General features: G+C 54.4%; 25 protein-coding genes. 10 read left to right on the top strand and 15 right to left on the bottom strand.

All coding sequences use genetic code 11. The features are described from left to right. Positions 1 to 6: 6 nt before the first annotated feature. Positions 7 to 1242: an NAD(P)/FAD-dependent oxidoreductase gene (locus tag D7D48_RS02975; RefSeq protein ID WP_125229876.1), complete on the bottom strand. Its 1236-nt coding sequence runs from the start codon at positions 1240 to 1242 to the stop codon at positions 7 to 9. 109 nt (positions 1243 to 1351) lie between these two features. Here D7D48_RS02975 and D7D48_RS02970 point away from each other — a divergent pair, with 109 nt between their 5' ends. From D7D48_RS02970 to D7D48_RS02955, 4 genes are all read left to right on the top strand, one after another. After that, entirely contained in the window at positions 1352 to 2518 is a 1167-nt protein-coding gene (locus D7D48_RS02970; protein WP_125229875.1) for an isovaleryl-CoA dehydrogenase, read from the top strand. A 22-nt stretch (positions 2519 to 2540) separates the two neighbouring features. Then, on the top strand, positions 2541 to 3278 hold the full coding sequence (locus tag D7D48_RS02965; protein ID WP_125229874.1) for a gamma-glutamyl-gamma-aminobutyrate hydrolase family protein: 738 nt from the start codon (positions 2541 to 2543) through the stop codon (positions 3276 to 3278). A gap of 167 nt (positions 3279 to 3445) precedes the next feature. Then, a complete protein-coding gene (locus D7D48_RS02960) occupies positions 3446 to 4837 on the top strand; it encodes an aspartate aminotransferase family protein (RefSeq protein ID WP_221738618.1) in 1392 nt (463 codons plus the stop codon). Between the two features lie 50 nt (positions 4838 to 4887). Further along, the gene (locus D7D48_RS02955; protein ID WP_245964318.1) at positions 4888 to 5688 is read left to right on the top strand and encodes an FKBP-type peptidyl-prolyl cis-trans isomerase; all 801 of its coding nucleotides are present in this window, start codon (positions 4888 to 4890) and stop codon (positions 5686 to 5688) included. Positions 5689 to 5699: 11 nt separating this feature from the next. Here D7D48_RS02955 and D7D48_RS02950 read toward each other — a convergent pair whose 3' ends face one another. The 5 genes from D7D48_RS02950 to D7D48_RS02930 all read right to left on the bottom strand — a co-directional run bounded on the left by D7D48_RS02950 (position 5700) and on the right by D7D48_RS02930 (position 11065). Then, positions 5700 to 6830 (bottom strand): ABC transporter ATP-binding protein, encoded by a 1131-nt coding sequence (locus D7D48_RS02950; RefSeq protein ID WP_125229872.1) that lies wholly within the window; start codon positions 6828 to 6830, stop codon positions 5700 to 5702. 30 nt (positions 6831 to 6860) lie between these two features. Beyond that, on the bottom strand, positions 6861 to 7697 hold the full coding sequence (locus D7D48_RS02945) for an ABC transporter permease (RefSeq protein ID WP_125229871.1): 837 nt from the start codon (positions 7695 to 7697) through the stop codon (positions 6861 to 6863). Then, positions 7697 to 8611: an ABC transporter permease gene (locus D7D48_RS02940; RefSeq protein ID WP_245964317.1), complete on the bottom strand. Its 915-nt coding sequence runs from the start codon at positions 8609 to 8611 to the stop codon at positions 7697 to 7699. The genes D7D48_RS02945 and D7D48_RS02940 overlap by 1 nt, the downstream gene beginning before the upstream one ends. A gap of 3 nt (positions 8612 to 8614) precedes the next feature. Next, positions 8615 to 9724, bottom strand: a complete 1110-nt coding sequence (locus D7D48_RS02935) for an ABC transporter substrate-binding protein (protein ID WP_125229870.1) — start codon at positions 9722 to 9724, stop codon at positions 8615 to 8617. Between the two features lie 138 nt (positions 9725 to 9862). Continuing rightward, positions 9863 to 11065: a serine hydrolase domain-containing protein gene (locus tag D7D48_RS02930; protein ID WP_125229869.1), complete on the bottom strand. Its 1203-nt coding sequence runs from the start codon at positions 11063 to 11065 to the stop codon at positions 9863 to 9865. A 254-nt stretch (positions 11066 to 11319) separates the two neighbouring features. Here D7D48_RS02930 and D7D48_RS02925 point away from each other — a divergent pair, with 254 nt between their 5' ends. From D7D48_RS02925 to D7D48_RS02910, 4 genes are read left to right on the top strand one after another with little or no spacing between them, the layout of a single operon-like run. Next, on the top strand, positions 11320 to 11928 hold the full coding sequence (locus D7D48_RS02925) for a LemA family protein (protein WP_245964316.1): 609 nt from the start codon (positions 11320 to 11322) through the stop codon (positions 11926 to 11928). 21 nt (positions 11929 to 11949) lie between these two features. Then, a complete protein-coding gene (locus D7D48_RS02920; protein ID WP_125229867.1) occupies positions 11950 to 12741 on the top strand; it encodes a TPM domain-containing protein in 792 nt (263 codons plus the stop codon). A gap of 11 nt (positions 12742 to 12752) precedes the next feature. Further along, a complete protein-coding gene (locus D7D48_RS02915; RefSeq protein ID WP_125229866.1) occupies positions 12753 to 13442 on the top strand; it encodes a TPM domain-containing protein in 690 nt (229 codons plus the stop codon). Beyond that, on the top strand, positions 13439 to 13957 hold the full coding sequence (locus D7D48_RS02910; RefSeq protein ID WP_245964315.1) for an NUDIX hydrolase: 519 nt from the start codon (positions 13439 to 13441) through the stop codon (positions 13955 to 13957). The genes D7D48_RS02915 and D7D48_RS02910 overlap by 4 nt, the downstream gene beginning before the upstream one ends. On the opposite strand, the gene D7D48_RS02905 is transcribed toward D7D48_RS02910, so the two are convergent. The 3 genes from D7D48_RS02905 to D7D48_RS02895 are packed head-to-tail and all read right to left on the bottom strand — an operon-like array spanning position 13954 to position 17782. Further along, positions 13954 to 14229, bottom strand: a complete 276-nt coding sequence (locus tag D7D48_RS02905; protein WP_125229865.1) for an ETC complex I subunit — start codon at positions 14227 to 14229, stop codon at positions 13954 to 13956. The two genes, D7D48_RS02910 and D7D48_RS02905, sit on opposite strands and share 4 nt — an antisense overlap. A 56-nt stretch (positions 14230 to 14285) precedes the next feature. After that, complete coding sequence (gene hrpB / locus D7D48_RS02900) at positions 14286 to 16739, bottom strand: ATP-dependent helicase HrpB (RefSeq protein WP_125229864.1); 2454 nt, start codon at positions 16737 to 16739, stop codon at positions 14286 to 14288. Between the two features lie 29 nt (positions 16740 to 16768). Beyond that, entirely contained in the window at positions 16769 to 17782 is a 1014-nt protein-coding gene (locus D7D48_RS02895) for a polyprenyl synthetase family protein (RefSeq protein WP_125229863.1), read from the bottom strand. Between the two features lie 96 nt (positions 17783 to 17878). Here D7D48_RS02895 and D7D48_RS02890 point away from each other — a divergent pair, with 96 nt between their 5' ends. After that, the gene (locus D7D48_RS02890; protein WP_125230853.1) at positions 17879 to 18166 is read left to right on the top strand and encodes a chorismate mutase; all 288 of its coding nucleotides are present in this window, start codon (positions 17879 to 17881) and stop codon (positions 18164 to 18166) included. On the opposite strand, the gene D7D48_RS02885 is transcribed toward D7D48_RS02890, so the two are convergent. The 5 genes from D7D48_RS02885 to D7D48_RS02865 form a co-directional block, all read right to left on the bottom strand. Then, positions 18167 to 19477 (bottom strand): sensor histidine kinase, encoded by a 1311-nt coding sequence (locus D7D48_RS02885; RefSeq protein WP_125230852.1) that lies wholly within the window; start codon positions 19475 to 19477, stop codon positions 18167 to 18169. It abuts the gene before it with no gap. 83 nt (positions 19478 to 19560) lie between these two features. Continuing rightward, on the bottom strand, positions 19561 to 20226 hold the full coding sequence (locus D7D48_RS02880; RefSeq protein ID WP_125229862.1) for a response regulator transcription factor: 666 nt from the start codon (positions 20224 to 20226) through the stop codon (positions 19561 to 19563). A 72-nt stretch (positions 20227 to 20298) separates the two neighbouring features. After that, a complete protein-coding gene (locus D7D48_RS02875; protein WP_245964313.1) occupies positions 20299 to 20595 on the bottom strand; it encodes a hypothetical protein in 297 nt (98 codons plus the stop codon). Positions 20596 to 20675: 80 nt separating this feature from the next. Beyond that, the gene (locus D7D48_RS02870) at positions 20676 to 21395 is read right to left on the bottom strand and encodes an SIMPL domain-containing protein (RefSeq protein ID WP_125229861.1); all 720 of its coding nucleotides are present in this window, start codon (positions 21393 to 21395) and stop codon (positions 20676 to 20678) included. A gap of 27 nt (positions 21396 to 21422) precedes the next feature. Further along, the gene (locus tag D7D48_RS02865) at positions 21423 to 22271 is read right to left on the bottom strand and encodes a D-amino-acid transaminase (RefSeq protein WP_125229860.1); all 849 of its coding nucleotides are present in this window, start codon (positions 22269 to 22271) and stop codon (positions 21423 to 21425) included. 127 nt (positions 22272 to 22398) lie between these two features. Between D7D48_RS02865 and D7D48_RS02860 the strand changes: the two genes are divergently transcribed. Next, positions 22399 to 24195 carry an ABC-F family ATP-binding cassette domain-containing protein gene (locus D7D48_RS02860; RefSeq protein WP_125229859.1) on the top strand — a complete coding sequence of 599 codons (1797 nt, stop codon included), beginning with the start codon at positions 22399 to 22401 and terminating at the stop codon, positions 24193 to 24195. Here the strand turns inward: D7D48_RS02860 and D7D48_RS02855 are convergent. Continuing rightward, the gene (locus tag D7D48_RS02855) at positions 24192 to 24689 is read right to left on the bottom strand and encodes a DUF6456 domain-containing protein (RefSeq protein ID WP_245964312.1); all 498 of its coding nucleotides are present in this window, start codon (positions 24687 to 24689) and stop codon (positions 24192 to 24194) included. The genes D7D48_RS02860 and D7D48_RS02855 overlap by 4 nt on opposite strands. Positions 24690 to 24753: the final 64 nt, after the last annotated feature.

The following is a 24753-nucleotide window of genomic DNA, read 5'->3' as shown; positions in this document are numbered from 1 at the left end:
GTTACATCAGTTGGCCATCAAAACTGCAGCAAGTTCCTTCAATGGTACATTGGCATCAACCAATTGTTCAGCGGTCGGCGACAATCCTTCGGTCACGAACACGCGGCCTTGGACATAATCCTTAGTCGCGTTAACACAATCGAGCGCTATGACCTTGCCAGCCTTCAGATACACCACCGAAAAGCTGCGAGCGGCCGTGTCGCCACGCAACACCATGGTATGATAACCCGCGCTGATACCCACCGTTTGTAGGCGCAAATCATATTGGTTGGACCAGAACCATGGCACGGCATGATATGCCGTCAGCTCACCCGTAAGGCTTTTGGCTACGGCATTTGCCATATCATTGGCGTTCTGGACCGATTCAACACGCATGACGTTGCCGCCTGCAAAATCATTAGCATGGGCCGCGCAGTCGCCAATGGCATAGATATCCGGCAAGGACGTCCGACAATAGGCATCAACATCAACCCCAGCTCCACCAGCGGCACCGGCAGTTAGCAATGGTGCAACAGCGGGGATGATACCGATGCCGACAATGACCATTTGGGCGGGAATCACTTCGCCGTCGGCCAAACATACACCGGTTACGAAATCTTCGCCCTGTATGCCGCTAATTTCGACGCCCAAGCGTACATCGACGCCATGGGCGCGATGCTCCGCCTCGTAAAAGCGCGATAAAGGCTCGCCAGCAACCCGCGCCAAAACGCGGTCCATCGCCTCCAGCACGGTAACATTCTTGCCCATTTTTCGGAGCACAGCAGCGGCCTCAAGCCCAATATATCCACCGCCTACAATGACAATATCGGCAACATCATCGAGACCGTCCAGCATAGCATCAACGTCAGCACGCGTCCGTACCACGTGCATCCCAGGCAAATTGCCGCCCGCAACAGGCAATGGCCGTGGCCTGCCGCCGGTCGCCCAAATCATCTTGCCATAGGAGATGGCCGCTCCGTCAGACAGTGTCACCTTGTGGGCAGACGGATCGACAGCCTCGACGCGCTTTCCCAGCATCATCTCGATGCTGCGCTCGGCCCAAAAAGCAGCCGGCCGGATCATGATACGTTCAAACGCTTTATCGCCCGCAAAATAGTCTTTCGACAAAGGCGGGCGCTCATAGGGATATTCCGGCTCAGCGTTCACCACGCCAATGCTACCTTCATATTTGGCCTGCCGTAACGCAATCGCGGCTTGGGCGCCGCCATGGCCGCCACCAACAATAAGAATTTCATAATGCATTAGTGAAGATTCGCTCGCTTAAAAAACATCCGATGAGCGGTAAGCAAAAGGTCGCCCACTGGCTAGTCCTATGCTTGCAGCACATGCAATTAACTGGCAGAGCAGGGCCATGACAAGCATGACATTAGACTTTGCCCTTGGCGATAATGCCGACATGATCCGCGAAACGACGAAGCGTTTTGCTACCGACAAAATCGCGCCGCTCGCAGCCAAAATCGATTCGGATGATTGGTTTCCTAGGGACGAGCTGTGGGGTGCCATGGGCGAACTTGGCTTGCATGGCATAACCGTTGATGCGGCCGATGGTGGCCTCGGCCTTGGCTATTTGGAACATGTTGTCGCGGTTGAAGAAGTCAGCCGTGCTTCGGCCTCGATTGGCCTGTCCTACGGCGCGCATTCCAACCTGTGCGTCAACCAAATCGCCCGCTGGGCAAACCCAGAGCAAAAGGCGAAATATCTACCCAAGCTGATTTCGGGCGAGCATGTCGGTAGCCTTGCCATGTCCGAAGTGGGTGCCGGGTCGGACGTTGTATCGATGAAGCTGAAGGCCGAAGCGGTTCAGGGCGGCTATATCCTAAACGGCACCAAATTTTGGATCACCAACGCGCCTTATGCGGACACTTTGGTTGTCTATGCCAAGACAGCGCCCGAGGCCGCGTCGCGCGGCATTACCGCATTTCTGATTGAAAAAGGCATGGAAGGTTTTTCCATTGGCCAGAAAATCGACAAGGTAGGGATGCGTGGTTCGCCTACGGCGGAACTGGTGTTCAACGATTGCTTCGTATCCGAAGAACAGATTATGGGCCCGCTACATGGCGGCGTCGGCGTGTTAATGTCGGGTCTGGATTATGAACGCGTCGTGCTCGCCGGACTTCAGCTGGGCGTGATGCAGGCCTGTTTGGATGTGGTTCTGCCTTATGTGCGCGAACGTAAGCAATTCGGCAAACCCATTGGTAGTTTCCAGCTTATGCAGGCGAAGGTCGCCGACATGTATGTCGCACTCAATTCCGCCCGCAGCTACGTCTACAATGTCGCGCGGGCGTGTGACGCCGGGCAGACCACGCGCTTTGATGCGGCGGGTGCAATCCTGCTCGCCAGCGAAAGCGCAGTGAAGGTTGCTGGCGAAGCGATTCAGGCCCTTGGTGGCGCTGGCTATACCAAGGATTGGCCCGTCGAGCGCTATTGGCGCGATGCCAAATTGCTCGACATTGGCGCGGGCACAAATGAAATTCGGCGGATGCTGATTGGCCGGGAGCTGATCGGAGCGGCAGGATGAGCGCGTGGATCGGTAGCCTTTTATGACGGCACGTCCTGTTCTGGGTATTATCGCCTGTAACCGTGCCGTCGGCAGCGAAGTCGCCCAAGCCGTTATGAACCGCTATATGCGCGCGGCTATGACCTATGCCGATGTCGCAGCGTTGATTATCCCTTCCCTGCCCGACCTGATGACCGCCGCCGACGTCGCGCCACGCATAGATGGCATTTTACTGACGGGTAGCCCATCGAACGTCGCAACTCGGCTGTATGGCGAAGATGGCGGTGACGGACCTTATGATGACGGTCGGGACGAGATTGCCATGTCAATGGTTGAGCGCATGATTGATGCGCAAAAGCCGGTATTTGGTATTTGCCGGGGTTTTCAGGAAATCAACGTCGCTTTGGGCGGCAGCTTACGCCGGGACACCAGCGTTAATGACACCCTCCTTCGCCACCATGCGCCAGATGATGTCCCGTTTGACGCAATGTTTGACCATCGCCACGCGGTCGATCTTACCGATGGCGGCATACTGGCCAGCGCTTATGCCAAAGGCGCATTGAACGTAAACTCGGTCCATTATCAGGGCATTGGCCGGTTAGCAGACGGACTAAATGTCGAGGCCCGCGCACCTGATGGCTTGGTGGAGGCCTATAGCGCGTGGCCCAATGGCGCGCCTTTGCTCGCGGTGCAATGGCACCCCGAATGGGAGACAGAAAATGACCCAGATTCGCAAACCTATTTTCACCTTTTGGGAAAAGCGTTAAGGGGCGATCTGTGAACACAAAAGTGACCCGATATAATCGCTATCAAGCGCGGATAGGCTTTTCGCCATAATGCATCCTCACCCCAACAAAGGCTGGGGCTATCGCGCGTCTCGGAACAAACCGCGAGACGAAATAAGCACCAGCCAAAGATGGTGCGACGACAAGACTTAGGGACATAGACATGCCACGCAATTACGACATCGCCGAACTTCGCCGTTTGGACATCGCCCACCATTTGCCTGCACAAGCCGATTGGCAGGAAATAGAGGATCTGGGCGGCAGCCGGATTATCACCCATGCCGAAGGCTGCTATATTCACGATGGCGACGGAAACCGCATATTGGACGGCATGGCTGGCCTATGGTGCGTCAATGTCGGTTATGGCCGTGACGAATTGGCTGAGGTCGCGCGCGAACAAATGCTGGAGCTGCCATATTATAACAGCTTCTTCAAAACCGCGAACGCGCCTGCAATCATGCTGGCGGACAAGATTGCCAGCCTGACGGGTGGCCGCCTGCCGCATGTTTTTTTCAACAGCTCCGGCTCCGAAGCCAATGACACCATATTGCGGATGGTCCGCCATTATTGGCAAGTGAAGGGCGAGCATAGCCGCACCATCATCATCAGCCGGCATAATGCCTATCATGGCTCTACAGTCGCTGGCGTCAGCATGGGCGGTATGAAGGCCATGCATGGCCAAGGCTTCCCCGCACCTGGCATATTGCCAATGGCTGGCATAGAGCATGTGCGCCAGCCTTATTGGTATAATGAAGGCCGCGACATGACGCCGGAGGATTTTGGCACCGCATGCGCCAAGGCCATTGAAGACAAGATATTGGAAGTCGGTCCTGAAAATGTCGCGGCCTTCATTGGCGAACCCGTACAAGGTGCAGGCGGCGTTATCATTCCACCTGCCAATTACTGGCCGCAGGTCGAGGCGATTTGCCGCAAATATGGGATACTTTTGGTCTGTGATGAGGTCATCTGCGGCTTTGGGCGCACTGGCAATATGTGGGGCCATGAGACTATGGGCATCCAGCCTGACATAATCGCCATGGCCAAGGGCCTTTCGTCAGGGTATCTGCCCATCTCCGCCGTTGCAGTCAGCGCGGAAATCGTAAAGGTAATCAAGACCGGTGGCGATTTCGTCCATGGTTATACCTATTCCGGCCACCCCGTCGCCTCCGCCGTCGCGTTGCGCAATATTGAGATCATGGAACGCGAGGGCCTAATCGACAAGGTCCGCAATGAAACTGGGCCATATCTTGCCAAGGCGCTGGCACCGTTACGCGACCATCCTTTGGTTGGCGAAGCGCGCTCCGTTGGTTTGCTTGGCGCCGTCGAGGTTGTTGCGGACAAGGCAACAGGCGCGCGCTTTGGCTGTGCAGAGGGTACAGCAGGACCGCTCGTTCGCGATATTTGCATCCGCAACGGCCTCATGGTGCGCGGCATTCGCGACAGCATCGTGATGTGCCCACCATTGATTATCAGCACCACTCAAATTGACGAGCTTGTCGGCATCATTCACAAGTCGCTGGATGAGGCGGAGCCAAAATTGCGGGCAATTGGGTAACTGTTCCGGTTACCTAGACAAACCACGTCTAACCTTTACCGAGGACAATCATGAAATCACATATGCTTAAGCGCGCCGCATTTGCTGCCATCACCCCCGCCCTGCTCCTGCAATTTACACCTGCACAGGCCGCAGCGCCAGTTGCAGTTAAGCCCAAGCCACCTGTACTTTCGTGCACAACAGCAACAGCCGAAGGCTTGTCCTATACTGTCATCAAGCCGGGCAATGATGATCGGCCAAATGCCGAATCCAAGGTCACCGTGAATTATAAAGGCATGCTGTCCGCAGACGGCACTGAATTTGACTCCGGCCAAGCGGCTCAATTCTCCGTTGGCGGCGTCATTCCCGGATTTGCGCAGGGCCTACAATTGATGCAAGTCGGCGGCAGCTACCGCCTCTGCATCCCTGCGGCACTAGGCTATGGCGCAGCGGGCACTGGTCCCATTCCCGCCAACGCTGATCTGGTATTTGAAGTTGACCTTCTCTCCTTCACTAACCCGCCACCAAAGCCCGTCATTCCAGTCGCCGAACGCAGCTGTTCGCAATCCACCGCAACTGGCCTGGGTTTCGAAATCGTAAAATCCGCCGCGGGTAAAAAGCCAGTCGATGGCGACATGGCGCTTGTCGACTTCACCATTTTTGACGCCAATACGGGCATTGTTCAGCAAAAAAGCGAATGGGAAAAAATCCCTTTGCGCCAAGCATCACCAATTTTCCGCGAAAGCCTGAACATGATGTCAGCAGGGTCAACATACCGCTTTTGCATGCCGAAAACCCAAGATGGAACCCAAAGCAGCAATATCATCGTCACATTGATCGATCTGCGGCCTGCGCCCGCTGCGGACAATTGAGGGCTAGCCCTCTAACTCAATAAAACAACCGGGCTGTCGGCACGCCAGTGCATGCTGACCTTGTCATCCCAAGTGAAGTCTTCTTGGTCATGGCGGGACAGATTCGGGCGGCTGACGCGGATGATTTGGCCACCCTCAAGCTGAATATCATACAGCGTGATGTCGCCAAGGTAGCTCATACCCTTAATCGTGCCGCGCGCGAGATTGTGGCCGTCTGGCGCATCTTGCGCCGCGGCACGGACGGCTTTGCCTTCACCGGGGACATGCAGGTAAATTTTTTCGGGCCGCAATGCGATCCAGACATTTGCACCATGCGGTCCCGTAACACCGTGATTCAGGTAAACCTTGCCAAGGCCCGGGCAGTCGACGGCAGCCTTATCAGGCTCGTCCAGCGTCAGCGTGCCCTCAAATATGTTCACCGAACCTACAAAATCCGCCACGAACCGGTTGGCGGGATATTCATACAGATCTGATGGCGGTGCGAGTTGTGCGACTTCACCTTTATTGATCACAGCAACCCGACTTGCCATCGACAGCGCCTCGTCTTGGTCATGGGTGACGGTCACGAAAGTGATGCCGACCTTGTCCTGCAAATCCGCCAGTTCAAATTGCATCTGCGCACGCAATTTTGCGTCGAGCGCGGAAAGCGGCTCATCCAGTAACAATACCTTGGGCCGCATGACCAAGCTGCGTGCAAGCGCAACGCGTTGACGTTGCCCGCCTGACATTTGGTCGGGCATACGATCCTCAAACCCGCCCAGCTTCACCAACTCAAGCGCCTCGGCCACGCGGTCGCGAATCTCGCCCTTCGACACGCCTGATATACGCAGGCCATAGCCAACATTTTCGGTCACGTTCATATGCGGGAACACGGCATAGCTTTGGAACACCATGTTAACGGGGCGCTTATTCGGTGGGACAAGGCTCATATCCTGTCCATCGATCAGGATTTGGCCTTCCGTGGGCAATTCAAACCCGGCAATCATCCGCAACAAGGTCGTCTTGCCGCAGCCCGAAGGACCAAGCAGAACGAAGAATTCACCAGCGCGAATGTCTAGACTGATATTGTCGACCGCCGTTACCTTGCCAAAACGTTTGGACACATTGCGGATTTGGATGATGGGTTCTTTGGTTTCAGTCATATCAGTGTTCCGTGGACGGCTTGGCGCATCTCAATGGGCATCCGATATGCCCTTCACACCCTGGTATCTAAGGGCGATGAAGGTCAGGACTACAGTGAGAATGATGAGGATGGTTGACGCGGCATTGACCTCTGGCGTCACCGAGAAGCGTACCATCGAATATACTTTTACTGGGAAAGTAATGGTGTCGGGACCGCTGGTAAAAAAGGTGATAACAAAATCGTCGAGGCTAAGTGTGAAGGCGAGCAAAGCGCCTGCCACTAAAGACGGCTTTAAATGAGGCAGCAGAACGTCGCGAAACGCTTGCCATTCGGTTGCACCAAGATCTTTTGCAGCCTCTTCCTCTTCCTTGTTGAAACTCGCCAACCGTGCGCGAACGACCATGGCAACAAAGGGAAAGCAGAAGGTGATGTGCGCAATAGTAATGGCCGATAGGTTTAACGGCCAAGGCAGATCAGTTGGCCAGTCAATTTTGGCAAAGAAGATCAAAAATGCGACACCAAGGCATATTTCAGGAACGATGATCGGCAATGACATCGTGCCTTCAACCAACCCCTTAAACGGAAAACGAAAGCGCCACAGCATGACTGCGGCCAACGCACCGATGACCAAACTCACGATGGTCGCCAAAAACGCGATGGTGAGCGAATTGACCATTGCCTCCACCAGACCGTCATTGTTCAGCGCCTTTTCATAATATTTGAGCGTGAAACCTTTCCACACGACATTGCGCTTGCTGTCGTTGAAGCTAAAAATCATCAGGACAATAAGCGGCGCATAAAGGAACAGCATGGTCAGCCCCACCCAACTGCGCATCCATAGCTTGCGGGTATATTCGAGTGGGGCGATGGCGGTGCGGTTAAACATCAACGCGCCTCCTTCACTTTGTTCGACCGCATCGATTGCAGCGCAATCAAAATGAACATTGCGTAAATCAGCAGGAAGGACAAAGCCGCACCGAACGGCCAGTCATTGGCACGCTTGAACTGACGCTCGATAACATTTGCAATCATCTGGCTATCAGTGCCGCCCATCAGGTCAGGGGTCAAATAGGCTCCGAGAGCCGGGATGAGGGTGATCATAACCCCCGCAACAATACCCGGTGCAGCGAGAGGCACTACGACCTGCATAAAGGTTTTGAAATGGCCTGCTCCCAAATCAAGGCTGGCCTCAATCAGGCTTTTGTCCAGCCGGTCGAGCGCCGAATATAAGGGCAATACCATGAAGGGCAGATGCACATAGACCAGCCCGAACACCACCGCGAAATTATTGTAAAGCAACTGTACGGGCGTCCATGCCTCAAGCGGTTGCATACCGACCAAAGTTCGCAGCCAGCTTGCCCCCTCCCACAGCCCGCCCAGTCCCTTGTTCATGTAACCGTTGGTGCCCATCAACGCCATCAGAGCATATGTGCGGATCAACAGGTTGGTCCAAAAGGGCAGCATGATACCCAGCAGCAGCCAAGGCCGCCACTTCGGTGCGGCAAAGGTAATGGCCATTGCCACGGGAAATCCGACGATAAGGCAAATCAATGTGGTGAGCGCGGCCACCGCAAGGCTTTTAAGGAAGATCGAGAGATACAACCATTCGGTCGCGCGTTTGTAATTGTCGAGCGTGCCGGAAATATCAATGTCGGCAGGCCCAGCATTCTGCCCAAAGCTGTAGAGCCAGACGATTGTCATGGGCGCGATGAAGAACAAGGCAAGCCAGAACACCGGTGCCGTAGCAACGGCAGCAAATGGCTTCTTCTGGCTTTCCCAGTCCTGCATCGGCCCTGACATTAATTAAGCCGCCCGAACGCGGGTAAACGCCTCCTCATATTTCGGCTGCAGCTCTGGATTGAATTTGGCGTATTCGCATTTCGCAAGAACAGAGGCGGGCGGGAAAATGACCGGATTATTTTTATAATCATCGGGCATCAGCGCCTTTGCCGCCGCATTGGGTGTTGGGTACAGGATTGTTTCAGTTATTTTCTTGCCCGCTTCGGCATCCAGCAAATAGTTAATGAATGCATGGGCATTTTTCGGATGCGGCGCACCCTTTGGAATGCACAGATTGTCCGAGTTCAACTGGCTACCTTCCTTGGGAATGGCAAAGCCAATGTCGGGGTCTTCCGACATAATCTGGGCAATATCCCCATTATACTCAAGCACAAGATCAACCTCGCCCTTCAACAACAGATCCTGCCCATTGTCTTCATGGAAGGATTTGATGTTTGGCTTTTGCTTGATCATCATCGCTTCAATCATTTTGAGATCAGCATCGGTCAGACCATTGACCGATTTACCCAAATATTTGCCATATAACCGGAACATATCGCCGGCCTCAGACAGCACAGCAATGCGCCCCTTATATTCATCGCTGTCGAATAGAACTTTCCAGCTATCTGGCACTGACTTCACCTTGGACTTACGATAACCAATGCCAAGCGCCAGCCATGTGTACGGCATGGAATATTTGCGCGCAGGATCATAAGGCACATCCTGATACTCTGGCGCGATGTTCTTGAAATTGGGGATCTGTGCCTTGTCGATTTCAACCAACATATCCGCAGCGGCCATACGCTCCACAAAATCATTGGATGGCACAATAACGTCATAGCCTGGGTTGCCTGCGCGCAATTTCGCAAATAATTCGTCATTGCTGGCGAACAAGGTCATATTCACGTCAACGCCAGCGCTGTCTTTGTAATCTTCCAACGTGGTTTCGCCAATATAGGTGTCCCAGTTGTAAAAATTCAGCTTGGCCGCTTCGCCATTGGCAAGTTTTGCCGCTTCTTTCTCACCACATCCTGCAAGCGCACCGGTTAAGGAAAATCCGACAGCTGCAACGCCCATGCCCTTCAGCATCGCGCGCCGGTTGCTACCTGCGTGCAAAAATGTCTTAAAATCCATAGCTAATCTCCTACTGAGAACCCGTCTGTGAAGCCGTTATGCTGAACTAATATAAAGACTTAGAAAAGCCCCTTTTTTCTACGCCTTGCGGCGCAATTAAGTTGCGACAAATCGCAATTATTTTGCACCGCAGAATAGCTATTTAGCGCGTGACTTGGCTTCTGCATCAACCGCCGCTTGAACCGCTTTATAAAAAGCTTCCCGCTGCACACCGACCGTGTTGGGATCCGTTGCCTTGGGCCAGTTACTGTTCGATGCAATCACAAGATTGCGCTTAGGGTCAATAAAGATGCCTTGACCAAAAATGCCTTGGGCGGCGTAACTGCCATCGTCATAAGTCCACCATTGATAGCCATAGCCTTTGCCGGGCATAGCGATGTCAGCTTGCTTACTAGTCGCAGGCGCGATCCAGTTGTCAGGCAAGATGCTTATGCCGTTGACCTTCGCTCCACCCAACATAAACATACCAAAACGTGCATAATCACGCGTTGATGCCTGGATACAGCAGCCGCTGATTTCATGGCCGGTCGCACCCAATAGCCAGCTTGCGTCCTGCTCCATGCCAAATGGTGCCCATAGCTTCTCGGACAGGTAAGCGGACAAAGTCTTCTTTGTCGCCGAGCTGACCAACACACCGATCAAATTGGTTTCGCCGGTTTTGTATACCCATTTAGTGCCGGCAGGCGCCTCACGCGGCAAATTGCGCATATAGCTAACGGTTACGTCCATACCATTTTCAGCTTTGTGCGCGTTAAATAAGGCAACGTCGGACTTGGGGTCTTCATAATCCTCATTCCATTTTACGCCGGACGTCATCGTCAGCAATTGCGCGATGGTGACGTCATCATAAGCCGATCCTTTTAGATCGGGGATATAAGCGGAAACCTTATCATCGATGCTTTTGATATAGCCGTCTTTTATGGCTGCGCCGACCAAGGTTGAGGTGAAGGATTTCGCGACAGAAAAGCTGGTCCATTTGCCCTGAGCGTCAAAATCGAGACCATATTTTTCCATCCGCACTTTGCCATCATGAATGATGACAAGTCCCGCTGTACGCTGCGCCTTCATATACGCATCGACATCCGTATCAATCGTAAGTGGCGTACCTTGGGGCAAGGGATATACCTTGTCGCCTTTCGCAATGACATTTGCTTTTGCAAGGATGGGGATTCGGTCCATCGTGCGAAACGCCGCATCGCGTTGCTCTACACTCCAGAACAGCACGTTAGCGTCTGTCGGTAGATGGGAAATGAGCGCTTTCATATCCTTGTCCGCGCTGACCCAGAAACCGCCCGCTGCCGATGCTATGACCAGCAAAACCCCGAATATCCATTTTTTCATCCTACCCCCCAATTTGCTTTTATGCGTAAAGTGACCTGTGCAGCAATAATGCGCCCACCGCTAAGTCCAGCTTCGCAATACATCAGAAAATAGTGCCAAAGCGAAGCAAATTCATCATCAAACCATGTTGGTAAATTTCATCGCGCAAATGACAGCAATCATTGCGAAAGCCTATAGCGCGCCTTATGTATATAACACACGCCCGATAAAGGGCTGTTTTTCTCGGCAATTTGCCAAATGGAGGAACTCTTTAGATGCGTAAGACTTATATGAAATTTCTTCTGTTACCCGTTGCTGCGGCTTCGTTAGCCGGATGCGGTATCAACAGCGTTCCAACGGCTGAAGAAAATGCCAAGGCGAAGTGGGCTGATGTGCAAGCCGCGTTTCAAGAGCGCGCAAACCTCATTCCCAACTTAGCCAATATCGTCAAAGGCGCGGCTGCGCAGGAAAACAAAACTCTGACGGAAGTCATACAGGCACGTGCGCAAGCCACCTCGCCCAATATTCAGGTCAACCCTGAAGACTTAAACGACCCTGCAAAGATGAGAGCATTTCAGGCGGCACAGAACCAATTGTCCGGTAGCCTTTCGCGTTTGCTCGTTTCGGTTGAACAATATCCGCAGTTGAAAAGCCAAGAAGGCTATTTGAAATTGCAGGACCAGTTAGAAGGTCAGGAAAACCGCGTCCGCATTACGCTGCGCGATTATAATGAAGCGGTACGCGGTTATAACACCACCATCCGTACATTCCCCGACATCATTGGCGCAAAAATCATCCATGGCGCGAAACCGATGGTTCCCTATCAAGCCACAACACAAGGTGCCGAGACCGCACCAACGCTGGACATGGCGCCCGCGGCCTAAGGCCAATTTGGGGAATTGCATATGAATAAGGCCCTTGGCCTCATGATTGCTCTGCTGCTGGCCCTCACAGGCCAAGCAGCAGTTGCGCAAAATTTTCCGAAACTGACCGGCCGCGTTGTGGATCAAGCAGATCTACTTGATCCACAGCAAGAAGCCGCGCTCACTGCCAAGCTGGCCGGACTGGAAACCCGCACCAAACGGCAATTGGTGGTAGCAACGCTGAGCAGTCTCGAAGGCTATGAAATATCCGATTATGGCTACCGGCTTGGTCGGGAATGGGCATTGGGTCAGGATGGCAAAGGTGAAGCCGAGAAGGACAATGGCGCCATTCTGATTATTGCCCCCAATGAACGCAGAATGCGGATTGAGGTGGGCTATGGTCTGGAACCCATACTGACCGACGGCCTGTCCTCGACGATCATTCGTAACGACATCACGCCACGTTTTAAGGCCGGCGATTTTGCAGGTGGCATACATGCGGGCGTTGACCGCATCGTAACGCAACTTGAACTTCCCGCTGAAGAGGCAGCGAAGATCGCCAGCGCAGCGCAGCAACCCCGTGAGCGCGATGAAAGTGGCCCTTTTGGCGCGATCGTCTTTGTGCTCTTCCTCATCTTCTTTGTATTTCTGCCAATGTTCCGTTCGATGAATGGCGGCGGACGTAAGCATCGGCGCGGCGGCATGGGGCCAGTCATCATCTGGGGTGGTGGCAGCGGCTTTGGTGGCGGCAGTAGTTTTGGAGGCGGCGGCTTTGGTGGCTTTGGCGGCGGAGGCGGCAGCTTCGGCGGAGGCGGCGCGTCAGGTGGCTGGTAGGATTATTTGATATGGCATTACGTAAAATCAGCCAGATGAGCGCAGCCGACCATGCTCTGGTGACAGCTGCTGTCGCGGAGGCGGAACAACATACAAGCGGCGAAATCGTGACAATTGTGACGGATCTTTCGGACCATTATGATGACATTCCCATGGCATGGGCCAGCGCCGTCGCATTCATTGCCTTGGCGACATATGTAACGTTGCCAGAGTTTTACATTGGCTTGATCAATGGCCTTTCGGGTGGATGGGGCCATGATTATTCGACGGGTGAGTATCTTGCCCTGCTACTAACTGCCGTTGCCCTCAAATGGATCGGCACATGTTTCATCCTAAAATGGATGCCCCTACGTCTGGCCCTCACGCCTAAAGCGATAAAGCTGGCACGCGTCCGTGGCCGGGCCATGAGCCTGTTCAAGGTCGGAGCAGAATCCAAAACGATGGGCCGAACGGGCATACTTTTGTATCTGTCGATGAAAGAGCATCGCGCGGAAATCTTGGCTGACGAGGCTATCGCGTCCAAGGTTGCCCCAGAGATTTGGGGTGACGCAATGATTGCCTTGCTGGATCAGGTGAAGGCCGGACATCCCGGCGCTGGTGTTGCTGCCGCGGTGGCACAAATGGGTGTTGTTTTGGCCGAGCATTTTCCCAAGGGCACTGAAAATCCCAACGAACTTCCCGACAGGCTTATCGAATTATGATCCCACAAGACGAGGCGGAAACCGTGATGTGGCAAGGGCGCTTCATCACGGCTAAGACACGCGGAAAATGGGAATATGTCAGTCGTGCGCGCGGTATCAAGGCGGCGGTGATCCTAGCGATGGAGGATGACCATGTTCTGCTTGTCGAGCAATATCGCGTTCCGCTTGGCGCAAATTGTATTGAACTGCCCGCAGGTCTAATTGGTGACCATGAAGAAGGTGAGGACACGCTGATGTCCGCCGCTCGCGAACTCGAAGAAGAAACCGGCTATCGTGCAGACCATTTGGAAATCGTCGGCGAATATTTTTCCTCACCTGGCATGGTCAGCGAAAGCTTCTCACTCGTCCGTGCGCGCGGTCTAAGGAAGGTGAGCGATGGTGGCGGCGTTGATGGTGAGAATATCACCGTCCACCGCGTTTCCTTGGCCGACTTGCCAACTTTTGTTCAGGAAAAACGCGCGGGGGGCTTCGTCATGGACGTCAAGCTGCTGATGCTGCCCGGAATGATCGCTTAACGGAAATTATCCGCATAAGCCTGAAGCTTTAGCGTTTTAGGCGGCGTTGGGATGAAGGTCGCGGCAATGCCCTTTTTCTCCGCATATGCGCGCGCGGCGTCTAGACTTGGGAAAGTTAACTGCACTTGCGCTTGCGTATCGCCTGATCCCGCCCATCCCATCAGCGGGTCCGCTTTGCGGGGTTCTGCGGGCACATATTCCAGCACCCATTCGCGGCGTCCACTGCCCGACTGCATGGCATTTTTGGGGCGTTGAAAGATACGGGCGGACATACTGTGTTTCCTGACGGTTAATTCGCCACCGCCTTGCCCGAACAGCATCTGAGTCGTCAAGCGTTGCGGGGTGTCTCGCGCGCTTGTGCTTTTTTGGTCTTGAGACTGGCGACACTTTCCCATGGCGCGTCGGGCCAATTATGTTTGGGGTAACGACCGCGCATTTCTTTGGCGACATCACGCCAACTTCCGCGCCAAAATTCAGGCAAGTTGCGCGTGGTCTGAATAGGGCGACCTGCAGGAGAAGTGAGGCTCAAAACCAGCGGTATGCGGTCAATGCCCACCAACGGGTGCGTATCAAGGCCAAACAAGGCCTGCACGCGCAATTCGACCGTTGGGCCAGCTTCGGCTCTGTAATCGATATCATGCGCGGTTCCGGCGGGGCTTTTGAACGAAGCGGGCGCGATTTGGTCAATGCGAGTTCGCGCGTCCCATCCGAGCAAATTGTCTAACGCTTGCGCCAGACCCGATTGTGCAACATCGCGCAAGCGGTTTACCTTACCAAGCAAAGGCAGAAGCCATTGTTGCGCGCTGTGCGCCAATGCTTCATCGCTGAACGCTGCAATACCGGCAAACAGCGCGCGTTCCCGAAGTGTGCGTGCCGAGGCCGACCATGGCAGTATATCTATTCCCATGTCTTGCACGGCAGCCAACAAAGCGGAGGCAACAGCTGCAGAGTCAGGCTTTTCAACGTGCCCTTCGCTAAGCACAATCGCACCAAGCCTCCGCTGCACGCGTGCGTCCACGCGGTCGGCATTTTTGTCGTAGGACAATGTTTCCTGACTGGTAATCCGATGTGCAAATCGCCCGATAATTTCCGCTTCGGTCAACGCCGCTGCCGACAATATACGCGCGCCCGATGCCGCGCCTTGTAAATCGGCTACGGCAAGCCATTCCGCGCTTGCGAGAGGTGATGCCGCGTCAAGCTGAAGCCCACGCCCCATTGCGCTGATCCATTTCTCGCCCTTGGCGTCGCGACGCTTCGCAATGCGCTCAGGAAATGCTGTGGCGATTAACCCGCCGATGCTCAAGGGAGCGAGCCCGCCTTTACCACTGCACAGCCGCGCAATGCGCTGTGCCAGCTTGCGTGCCGCTTCTGCCTTTGCCCCGCGTTCTCCTACAAAGCGTTCGTAGCGTGCATCAATATCCTCACTTTGCCCGCCCAAGCCCCGCTCTTGCAAAAGGACTGCCAACATCGCTGCGTCCTCTGCTTGCCCCCTATGGGCCGCACTCAACACCATATGCGCAAGGTTCGGCGGCAAAGGCAGCTTGGCAAGCGAGGTCCCATGAGCCGTAATCCGTCCTTGCGCGTCCAACGCTTCCACCGACATCAATAGCTTACGTGCCTGCTGAACAGCAGCGGCAGGCGGCAGATCAAGCCAACGGAGTTTCGCAGGATCATTCTCGCCCCAGCGTGCGCAATCAATCAACAAAGGCGCAAGGTCGCTCTCAAGTATTTCCGGAGGGTCAAACGGCGGCAGACCACCATTGCCCGCCTCCTCCCACATTCGATAGGCAACACCAGCTTGTTGTCGCGCCGCACGTCCCGCGCGTTGTGTTGCGGCAGACAGGCTCGCCCGTTCCGTTACCAACCGCGTGACGCCTGCCGCTTGGTCAAAGCGCGCACGCCGTGCAAGGCCGCTGTCAACCACAACACACACGCCATCGATAGTCAGGCTGGTCTCGGCAATGTTTGTTGCGAAAATGACCTTGCGGCGGCCTTTCGCATCACGGCGAACCGCAAGCCGTTGGTCCACCGGATCAATTTGCCCATGCAGCCTGTGCACAACAATATCAGGACCGCAATCACCCAAAGCGTCAAAGGCACGGTCAATTTCACGCACGCCGGGGAGGAAAGCTAATATATCACCCTGCTGCTCCGACAGCGCCTGACGCAATATACGCACAATATCGGTTTCAATCGGCAGTTCGGTCCTGCGGCCGACATAAAGATATTCCAGAGGCCATCTTTTGCCTTCGCTTTCCAGCACAGGCGCATTGTCCATCAATGTCGAAAAACGCGATCCATCCAGCGTAGCTGACATTGCCAGTAAGCGCAGATCGGGCCGGAAAGCCGCTTGCGCCTCCAGCGCCAGCGCGAGGCCGAAATCGCTATCGATGCTGCGCTCGTGAACTTCGTCAAACAAAACCGCCGATACACCTGATAACTCAGGATCACTAATAATCCGGTTGCGGAAAATGCCCTCGGTCATCACCAATATGCGGGTGTCAGGACCATGCTTGCTATCAAGCCGTGTCGCATAACCAACCTGCCCGCCGACCGTTTCTCCCAAATTTTCGGATATACGCTCCGCCGCCATGCGCGCGGCCAAGCGGCGCGGTGACAGTAGCAGGATCTGGCCGCTGCAATATGGTTCTTCCAACAAGGCTGGTGCGACCTTAGTGGTTTTACCAGCACCCGGCGGGGCAATAAGAACGGCGTTGGGGACCGCGCGCAACGATGCCAGCAAATCGGGCATAACCGCCATGACGGGCAATACTTCGGACATGTTCAACGCGGACGGCACCGCTTCATCCGTCAATATGCGCGGGCTATTGCGAATTCCACTGCCTCAGTCAGCGCAGATTTAGCTTCGCCTGCGGAGAAATGTGCAATCGCATCAATCGCGCGCTGACCATAATGCCGTGCCCGATCCAAAGTGTCATCAATGGCACGATGCGTGCGCAATAATGCGCAGGCATGCGCCAAATCGGCGTCGCTCACCCGATTGCCAAGCATCGCGTCGCGCCAGAATTTCTGCTCTTCGGCGTTGCCACGGCAATGCGCGAGGATCACAGGTAGGGTGACTTTGCCATCGCGGAAATCGTCGCCGCTGTCCTTGCCCATGGTCGCGCCATCGGAAACATAGTCGATTGCATCATCGACAAGCTGGAATGCAATACCAAGATTGCGGCCATAGGCATCCAACGCCATTTCTTGTGCATCACCGCTTTCAGCGACGACGGCGGAGATGCGGCACGCGGCAGCAAATAACGCCGCCGTTTTCGAGCCAATGATGTCGAGATATTTTTCTTCCGTCGTCGAAATTTGTCGCTGCGCGGTCAATTGATTCACTTCGCCTTCTGCGATAACCGCCGACGCATTTGACAGGATTTTAAGAACCTTGAGCGAACCATCTTCGACCATCAGCTCAAATGACCGGCTGAACAGAAAGTCGCCCACAAGCACTGCAGCAGGGTTCCCGAAAATCAGGTTGGCAGCAGTTTTGCCGCGCCGCATATCGCTGCCGTCTACAACATCATCATGCAGCAACGTTGCGGTGTGAATAAACTCTACGGCTGCGGCCAATTTGTGATGACGGTCGCCTGGATAATTTAACAGCTGCGCGCAGGCCAAAGTGAGCATTGGCCGCATTCTTTTGCCACCACCGGCAATCAGATGACCCGCCAGCTCGGGAATAAGAGGGATTTCCGACTGCATACGGTCCAGAATCACCGCATTGACCTTATTCATGCCCGGTGCGACCAATTTCAGAATTGGATCGAGCGAAGGCGCCTGATGTCCGCCGATTTTGTGGATAGTTGCAGTCATAATGCGCACGCTGTGACGCGCGCAGCGTGGATAGGCAAGTGCAAATGGTGCATTTTCCCTTGTCCGTCGCGGTCAATATCGGCACAGATGGCAACAATGAATGACGCAGACACCCTCGCCCGCTTTCGCGACAGCATCGACAATATCGATGCTGCGTTGGTTTTCATGCTCGCCGAACGGTTCAAAATAACCCAGGCCGTTGGCGAATTTAAGGCAAAGTCATCGCTGCCACCAGCAGACCCGGCGCGTGAAGAAAATCAAATACAACGGCTTCGCCAATTGGCACGTGATGCCAAGCTTGACCCTGATTTCACCGAGAAATTTTTGCGCTTCATTATTGATGAGGTTATTCGCCATCATCAGCAAATTCGCGACGGAAGTTAATTAACTTGTCGCTTTTGGCAAACGTAGCCTGACCAAAAGCCCGCCGAGATCATCACTTTTTTCTAACGCGACAGTCCCACCATAAATTTCGACAACGTCGCGAACGATCGCAAGGCCAAGCCCCGTACCCGGCTTACCTGTATCAAGCCGCGCACCGCGATCAAACAGCCGCTCCCGATCGCTTTCGGGGATGCCTTGTCCGTCATCTTCAACGATTATTTCAACAAAGTCGCCTACATCCTCAACGGTCACGAAAACGCTACCGCCGCCATATTTGGCCGCATTTTCGATTAGGTTGCCAAGCATTTCATCCAAATCTTGCCGTTCGACCCGTGCGGCAATTGCGGTGTCTCCGGCCATATCGAGACGGACATGGGCATAGAGACGGCCCACCGCACGTTCCACCGATTCCAAACTGCCCCAGACCACCGCACGGCTATGGCTGAGACCTCGTCGGCCAACGGCGCGGGCACGGGCCAAATGGTGATCCACCTGACGCCGCATTGTTGTGGCTTCGCGGATCACGGTCTCTGATATATCAGGGGCTTGCGCGGTCGCGCTATTCATAATCACTGTTAACGGCGTCTTCAGCGCGTGTGCGAGGTTACCCGCATGACGGCGTGATTCCTCCGCCTGCTTCTCATTATGGTCGAGCAAGGCGTTCAATTCATTGACCATAGGCATCACTTCATCTGGCAAAGCATCTATCACCCGACTTTCCTGACCGCTGCGCATCTGCGCAATCGCCATACGCACCGCGCGCAATGGCCAAAGACCATAAAATGTCTGCAATGCCGCCAAAATGATAAGGCCGAGCGCCAACAGAAAGAAACTTGTCACCAATACTGATCGCAATTCGCGAATTTGCGCATCAAGGCTGTTGCGGCTCTGCGCCACCATAAATGTCCAAGCGACATCGGAATCAGGAAGCTTAATAGAGCGCTCGGCGATACGCAGCGGCTCGTCAGGAAATTCATTACTGTTTCGAAAATGGACTGCCTGATCATTGTGACTAACAGGCGGGTTCAGCGCACGGTCCCAAAGCGAGCGAGAAGGGAATGGCATCGCGTCTTTACCGGTAATCTGCCAGTAAAGCCCGCTGTTCGGCTCCAGAAAACGCTGGTCGCCCAACGGCCGGTTCATGCGGATTTCGCCATCAGGGCCAATCTCCGCCGAAGCAATCATCGCGGTGAGGACATATTCGAGTTGGGTATCAAAATTCTGTTCAACCGTATTGGTCAACACACGGTCCAGCGCCGCGCCCCCGCCGATGAGCAAAATCGTAATCCAAGCCGCTGCCGTCAGAATCATCCGACGGGTAAGCGAACCTGTGCTTTGGAATTGGCTGCGCCATGTCGGCGGCTTTGGTACGGACATAATGGCGACCGGCGGTTTCAGCTCACCGGTTCCTCAAGGCTATAGCCAAGGCCCCTGATCGTCGAAATCACATCCTGTCCCAGTTTCTTGCGGATGCGGGTCACGAAAACTTCAATAGTGTTAGAGTCGCGATCGAAGTCCTGATCATAAATATGTTCGATCAGTTCCGTCCGAGAAACAACCTTGCCCTTGTGGTGCATCAGATACGACAGCAGCTTATATTCTTGTGCCGTCAGCTTCACCGGCTGCCCATCGAGAGTGACGCGACCCGAACGCGTATCCAAACGCACATTGCCAACATTCAACTCGCTCGACGCATTACCAGACGCACGGCGGATGAGCGCCCGCAACCGTGCAATCAATTCTTCGGTCTGGAATGGCTTAGCAAGATAATCATCAGCACCTGCATCAAGGCCAGCGACCTTGTCCGACCAGCTATCCCGCGCTGTGAGGACCAAGACAGGGAATTGCCTGCCTTCCTTGCGCCAGCGGTCAAGAACGGTCAGTCCATCAATTTCTGGCAAACCAAGATCAAGTATGACGGCGTCATAATTTTCAGTGGAGCCCATATAATGGCCGTCCTCTCCATCAACCGAGAGGTCAACGGCATAGCCCGCCCCTTCCAGTGTTGACTTGAGCTGCTTGCCCAGATTGGGTTCGTCTTCCACGATCAAGATGCGCATGCCGTTCCCTTTTACTCTCACTCTTTGTATCGCGATATGGCTAGCAGATTAGCGTACCGCCACAAAATCCTATCACCGTTGCCGAAGCACAGCGCCCGTCCGTCCATCCACATCGACAAAGATAACCCGATCGCGGTCGATAAATTTCAAACGATACACTTGTGCGGTTGGGTCATATTCTGGTCCCAGATACTGCATTCCGCGCATACGCGGCACAATATTTGCCTCAATCTCGCGCAATGGCTTGACCTTGCCGGCCCGCATATCCTGCCGCGCCTCATTCTGCTCCCCACGACGCGGATCGGCCGCAACAGGGCTAAGCACAAAGATGCTGGTGAGCATTGACATAAGGACAAGTCGGTTAATCATCGTGCCTCCCTAAGCGCCCAGCATTGAACGCACAGTGAATGGCGCGCTTAGGTCGCGCGTTGCGTGACGGGCAAAATCCATTATTTCACCATTTCAAATGTGAAAGACATGCTTGCTGCAACGCTAAGTTCCCCCGGTGCTATCGGTGTAGTTTTATCCGCCGCCCCGTTCATAGACGCACGCACGACTATCGACATTGGTGAATAACGCCCTTGATTTTCCGTTTCTTCGACGCGTAACACCCGTACATCATTATAGCCTGCTTTGCGCGCCAAGCTTTGCGCACGCGCCATGGCAGAGGCCCATACCTTATCCCGGGCGGCTTCCCGAAAGCGGCTGTCGTTATCAATGCCAAATGTTGGTCCATTGAAATTAGTCGCGCCGTCGATCGCAAGCGCGTCAAGGAAAGCGCCAAGCTTGGTTAAATCGCGTAACTTGGCATTGACCATGTTAGAGGCCTGATAGCCCTTAAAAATCTGCTGCCCGTCGCGATAGTCAAATTGCTGGTTCAAATTGATTTGCGTGGTTTGTATATCACGATCAGCGATGCCTAGCGTCTTCAGCCGCGCAACCACAGATGCCATTTGCAGATTATTGGCGCGGATTGCTGCACTGGCCGTTGGCGCTAGTGTATGAACGCCGGTCGAAAATGTGGCGATATCTGGCGGGGTTTCGACTGTTTCGGAAATCGTAAGGTCAATGACCGGATTAACGGTTGTAATATGCACCTCAGTCGCCATCGCGCCGCTGGCCATCAGCCCACACGTCACCAGCATGGCTGCCACAATCAATTTTCGCATATCAAACTCCCGCTTAACGCCATCCGCTTAGATTGCTGTTCGGCGTGCCCAATCGATATAGGCACGGCGAAGCTGAACGGTTGCCGAACCGGGTTGACCATTCCCGATTTTTTGTCCGTTGATTTGCACCACAGGCATCACAAAGCCTGAGGCGGATGACACAAAGGCTTCAGCGGCTTGTTCCGCCTCGCTTACAGAAAAAGGCCGCTCTTCTATGCGTTGCGCGACAAGTGGTAGCACCGATGCGCGAGTAATGCCGTGCAAAATTTCGCGATTAAGTGGGTGCGTGATCAAAACGCCCGCATGCGTAATAATATGTGCATTTTGCGCGCTGCCTTCGGTGATCCAGCCATTACGCTCCATCCACGCGTCGTCCGCACCGCGCGCAATCGCTTCGTTTTTCATCAAGGAGGCATATAGCAATTGCGTTGTTTTGATGTCCGCCCTACCCCAGCGTAAATCAGGCATGGTTATCACCCGAATGCCCCGTTGTGCCAATGGATTGTCCGCAAGCGTGCGGGATTGGGTAAAGGCAAGAACCGTCGGCAGTGTATCGGCGGGGGGAAATACAAAGTCGCGGTCTTCAGGTGAACCGCGTGTCACTTGCCAATAAATCATGCCTTCTTTGAGATTATTGCGCGCAACCAATTCGCGGCAGATTGCAAGCCAGTCGTCTGCGTCTGGCGCACCGATGATGCCAATTTCACCAAGTGATCGGGCAAGGCGTTGCACATGACCGTCGAAATCCACAAGCTTGCCGTAGAGCACGGAGACGACCTCGTAAACAGCGTCCGCAAAAAGGAAGCCTCGGTCAAACACCGACACTTTGCCTTCCGTTTCAGGGACGAAATGTCCGTTAAGATATATTGTGCGCATAACAAGGCTTTGCTTGAAGCTTCGCCCATCGTCAACAACCACATTGTCATTCCCAGAAATGACAAAAAACAATAGATGGACAATCTGGCTTGCCCCTGCCGTTGCTACCCCCTATCCGCCAGCCCATATGTCGCAACCTCCCATCTTCGCCTTCGAAAATCTTGCGCTCCAACAAGGTGGCGGTTGGCTGTTTCAGGATATTGATTTGTTTATCGGCGCGCGCGACCGATTGGCACTGATCGGTCGCAATGGGGCTGGCAAAACGACATTGATGAAACTGGTGGCGGGAACCGTCGAAGCTGACAAGGGCAACCGCGTTGTCACACCTGGCACCAACATAGTAATGCTCGAACAAGATCCCGATGTTAGCACTTTTGACCGGCTCGTGGATTTTGCCATTCATGGTGAAAAAGGCCCTCCCGAATATGCGGTGCGCGCCATCGCCGACCAATTAGGCATCAATTTGGATCGTGAGGCAAAAACGGCAAGCGGCGGGGAAAAGCGCCGCGCCGCGATTTGCCGCGCACTGGCAAGCGAGCCTGACCTTTTGCTGCTCGATGAACCGACCAACCATCTTGACCTTGCCGCGATTGAATGGCTGGAAGAATGGCTAACCCGCTATCGCGGTGCGTTCATGGTGATCAGCCATGACCGGACATTTTTAACGCGGTTAACACGGCAAACCTTCTGGCTGGATCGTGGTCTACTGCGTCGCAATGAAATCGGCTTTGGGGGCTATGATGCGTGGACCGAACGCGTGTTTGCCGAAGATGCCCGCAATGCAGACCGCCTAGACGCCAAGTTGAAAATTGAGGCACATTGGCTGGAACGCGGCGTAACCGCACGCCGCAAGCGTAACCAAGGTCGATTGGCCAAACTATGGGAAATGCGCGCCGCGCGAGCCGCTATGATAGGCCCGCAAGGAACGGCCAAGCTCGCGGCTTCCAGCGATGACAGCAAAACCAAAACAGTCATCAGCGCGCAAAATGTCGGCAAAAGCTTTGGCGTTCGTACGATTATCAAGGATTTCACGCTCCGCATTCAACGCGGCGACCGTATCGGCATAGTCGGCGCAAATGGCACGGGCAAAACCACGCTCATCCGCATGCTAACAGGTGAGACCGAACCCGACACGGGCAGCATCACATTATCGCCGACGCTCACGGGCATCGTCATTGACCAGCAACGCAAATTGCTAACACCCGAAAAGCGGGTGCGCGATGTGTTGGCCGATGGCAGCGACTGGATCGATGTGCGCGGTGTGCGCAAGCATGTGCAGGGCTATCTTAAGGAATTCCTGTTTGATCCCGCGTTGATTGAGGCGCGGATCGGTTCCTTATCCGGCGGAGAGCAATCGCGCATTTTACTCGCCCGGGAATTTGCTCGGGAAGCCAATTTGCTCGTACTGGACGAACCGACCAACGACCTTGATCTGGAAACGCTGGATCTGCTGCAAGAGGTTATCGCCGATTATGACGGCACGGTTTTGATCGTGAGCCATGATCGTGATTTTCTCGACCGGACGGTCAATTTGACGCTAGGTTTGGATGGTTCAGGCCATGTCGATATCATCGCAGGCGGATATGCTGATTGGGAAGAAAAACGGGACAAACGGGATAAGCCCACCGCAAAAAAGTCCGAAAAGCTCGTTTCGACCGCCGCCCCTGCCCCGGCCGCACCAAAGAAGGTCAAGCTGACTTACAAAGATCAGCGCGACTATGACCTTTTGCCAAAGCGTATAACAGACATTGAAGCCGAAATTGCCGCGGCGGAGCAGGAAATGAGCGACCCGGCTTTGTACGCGCAAAAACCAGCGCGTTTTGCCGAGCTGAGTGCCAAGACCGAAGCCCTGCGTGCCGAAAAGGATACTGCTGAGGAACGCTGGCTCGAACTTGCTATGATGGTCGAGGATTCTGCATCCTAGCCCGGAATGCGGTAAAAAGCCGCAAGCCGGTCCAACGCAATTTTCAGCACGAGCTTTCCCGACCGCACGGGCCACGACATTTCGCGCTCCGCCGCGGGCACACTTTCCCCAACGCAAATGACGCGCCATGCAATATCCGATAAATCAGGCCCAAGCGCGCTCAGCGCGCCGTCAAAGCGACGTTTGGCCTGCATCATCCTTTCCGTTCGATGCAGCCCTGATGGCGCACTGCGTTTTTGCCGACTGCGCGGGATATTCTCCCACGACATTGTTACATGCGGCCCTAGTGCAGCGGTTTCATAATCCCCCCGCAATGTCTCGCCAGCCAGCATTTGTCGGTTCGACAGATGCCCGCGCGCGTGCAGCCACGACAGAGGGGATTCAGACAGGTTAATCGTAACAGTGCGCTGGGTCGTACGACTTTCTGCCACCGGATGTTCGACTAACATGCGCGGATCGTGAAATTTTCGGCTCGAGCAGGATTTGGCGGGCATCGATAATCTCCTTTGACTGTTCGAATCACCCTTGCCATGTGGTAAATATTGTAGGAAAGAAAAA

The sequence above is a fragment of the Sphingorhabdus wooponensis genome (assembly GCF_003933235.1).
GTDB classification, from domain to species: Bacteria; Pseudomonadota; Alphaproteobacteria; order Sphingomonadales; family Sphingomonadaceae; genus Sphingorhabdus_B; species Sphingorhabdus_B wooponensis.
The sequence above is the reverse complement of the archived record's forward strand: the minus strand, read 5'-3'. Positions and strand labels throughout refer to the sequence as shown.

Bases quoted from the DNA above. Each gene is read 5' to 3' on its own strand.
- D7D48_RS02970 (WP_125229875.1), top strand. From the start codon at position 1,352: ATGACAAGCATGACATTAGACTTTGCCCTTGGCGATAATGCCGACATG.
- D7D48_RS02925 (WP_245964316.1), top strand. From the start codon at position 11,320: ATGCGTAAGACTTATATGAAATTTCTTCTGTTACCCGTTGCTGCGGCT.
- D7D48_RS02960 (WP_221738618.1), top strand. From the start codon at position 3,446: ATGCCACGCAATTACGACATCGCCGAACTTCGCCGTTTGGACATCGCC.
- D7D48_RS02940 (WP_245964317.1), bottom strand. From the start codon at position 8,611: ATGTCAGGGCCGATGCAGGACTGGGAAAGCCAGAAGAAGCCATTTGCT.
- D7D48_RS02870 (WP_125229861.1), bottom strand. From the start codon at position 21,395: ATGCGAAAATTGATTGTGGCAGCCATGCTGGTGACGTGTGGGCTGATG.
- D7D48_RS02955 (WP_245964318.1), top strand. From the start codon at position 4,888: ATGAAATCACATATGCTTAAGCGCGCCGCATTTGCTGCCATCACCCCC.
- D7D48_RS02860 (WP_125229859.1), top strand. From the start codon at position 22,399: ATGTCGCAACCTCCCATCTTCGCCTTCGAAAATCTTGCGCTCCAACAA.
- D7D48_RS02885 (WP_125230852.1), bottom strand. From the start codon at position 19,477: ATGATTCTGACGGCAGCGGCTTGGATTACGATTTTGCTCATCGGCGGG.
- D7D48_RS02975 (WP_125229876.1), bottom strand. From the start codon at position 1,242: ATGCATTATGAAATTCTTATTGTTGGTGGCGGCCATGGCGGCGCCCAA.
- hrpB (WP_125229864.1), bottom strand. From the start codon at position 16,739: ATGTCCGAAGTATTGCCCGTCATGGCGGTTATGCCCGATTTGCTGGCA.
- D7D48_RS02890 (WP_125230853.1), top strand. From the start codon at position 17,879: ATGAATGACGCAGACACCCTCGCCCGCTTTCGCGACAGCATCGACAAT.
- D7D48_RS02895 (WP_125229863.1), bottom strand. From the start codon at position 17,782: ATGACTGCAACTATCCACAAAATCGGCGGACATCAGGCGCCTTCGCTC.
- D7D48_RS02915 (WP_125229866.1), top strand. From the start codon at position 12,753: ATGGCATTACGTAAAATCAGCCAGATGAGCGCAGCCGACCATGCTCTG.
- D7D48_RS02865 (WP_125229860.1), bottom strand. From the start codon at position 22,271: ATGCGCACAATATATCTTAACGGACATTTCGTCCCTGAAACGGAAGGC.
- D7D48_RS02930 (WP_125229869.1), bottom strand. From the start codon at position 11,065: ATGAAAAAATGGATATTCGGGGTTTTGCTGGTCATAGCATCGGCAGCG.
- D7D48_RS02935 (WP_125229870.1), bottom strand. From the start codon at position 9,724: ATGGATTTTAAGACATTTTTGCACGCAGGTAGCAACCGGCGCGCGATG.
- D7D48_RS02875 (WP_245964313.1), bottom strand. From the start codon at position 20,595: ATGATTAACCGACTTGTCCTTATGTCAATGCTCACCAGCATCTTTGTG.
- D7D48_RS02905 (WP_125229865.1), bottom strand. From the start codon at position 14,229: ATGTCCGCCCGTATCTTTCAACGCCCCAAAAATGCCATGCAGTCGGGC.
- D7D48_RS02950 (WP_125229872.1), bottom strand. From the start codon at position 6,830: ATGACTGAAACCAAAGAACCCATCATCCAAATCCGCAATGTGTCCAAA.
- D7D48_RS02855 (WP_245964312.1), bottom strand. From the start codon at position 24,689: ATGCCCGCCAAATCCTGCTCGAGCCGAAAATTTCACGATCCGCGCATG.
- D7D48_RS02880 (WP_125229862.1), bottom strand. From the start codon at position 20,226: ATGCGCATCTTGATCGTGGAAGACGAACCCAATCTGGGCAAGCAGCTC.
- D7D48_RS02965 (WP_125229874.1), top strand. From the start codon at position 2,541: ATGACGGCACGTCCTGTTCTGGGTATTATCGCCTGTAACCGTGCCGTC.
- D7D48_RS02910 (WP_245964315.1), top strand. From the start codon at position 13,439: ATGATCCCACAAGACGAGGCGGAAACCGTGATGTGGCAAGGGCGCTTC.
- D7D48_RS02945 (WP_125229871.1), bottom strand. From the start codon at position 7,697: ATGTTTAACCGCACCGCCATCGCCCCACTCGAATATACCCGCAAGCTA.
- D7D48_RS02920 (WP_125229867.1), top strand. From the start codon at position 11,950: ATGAATAAGGCCCTTGGCCTCATGATTGCTCTGCTGCTGGCCCTCACA.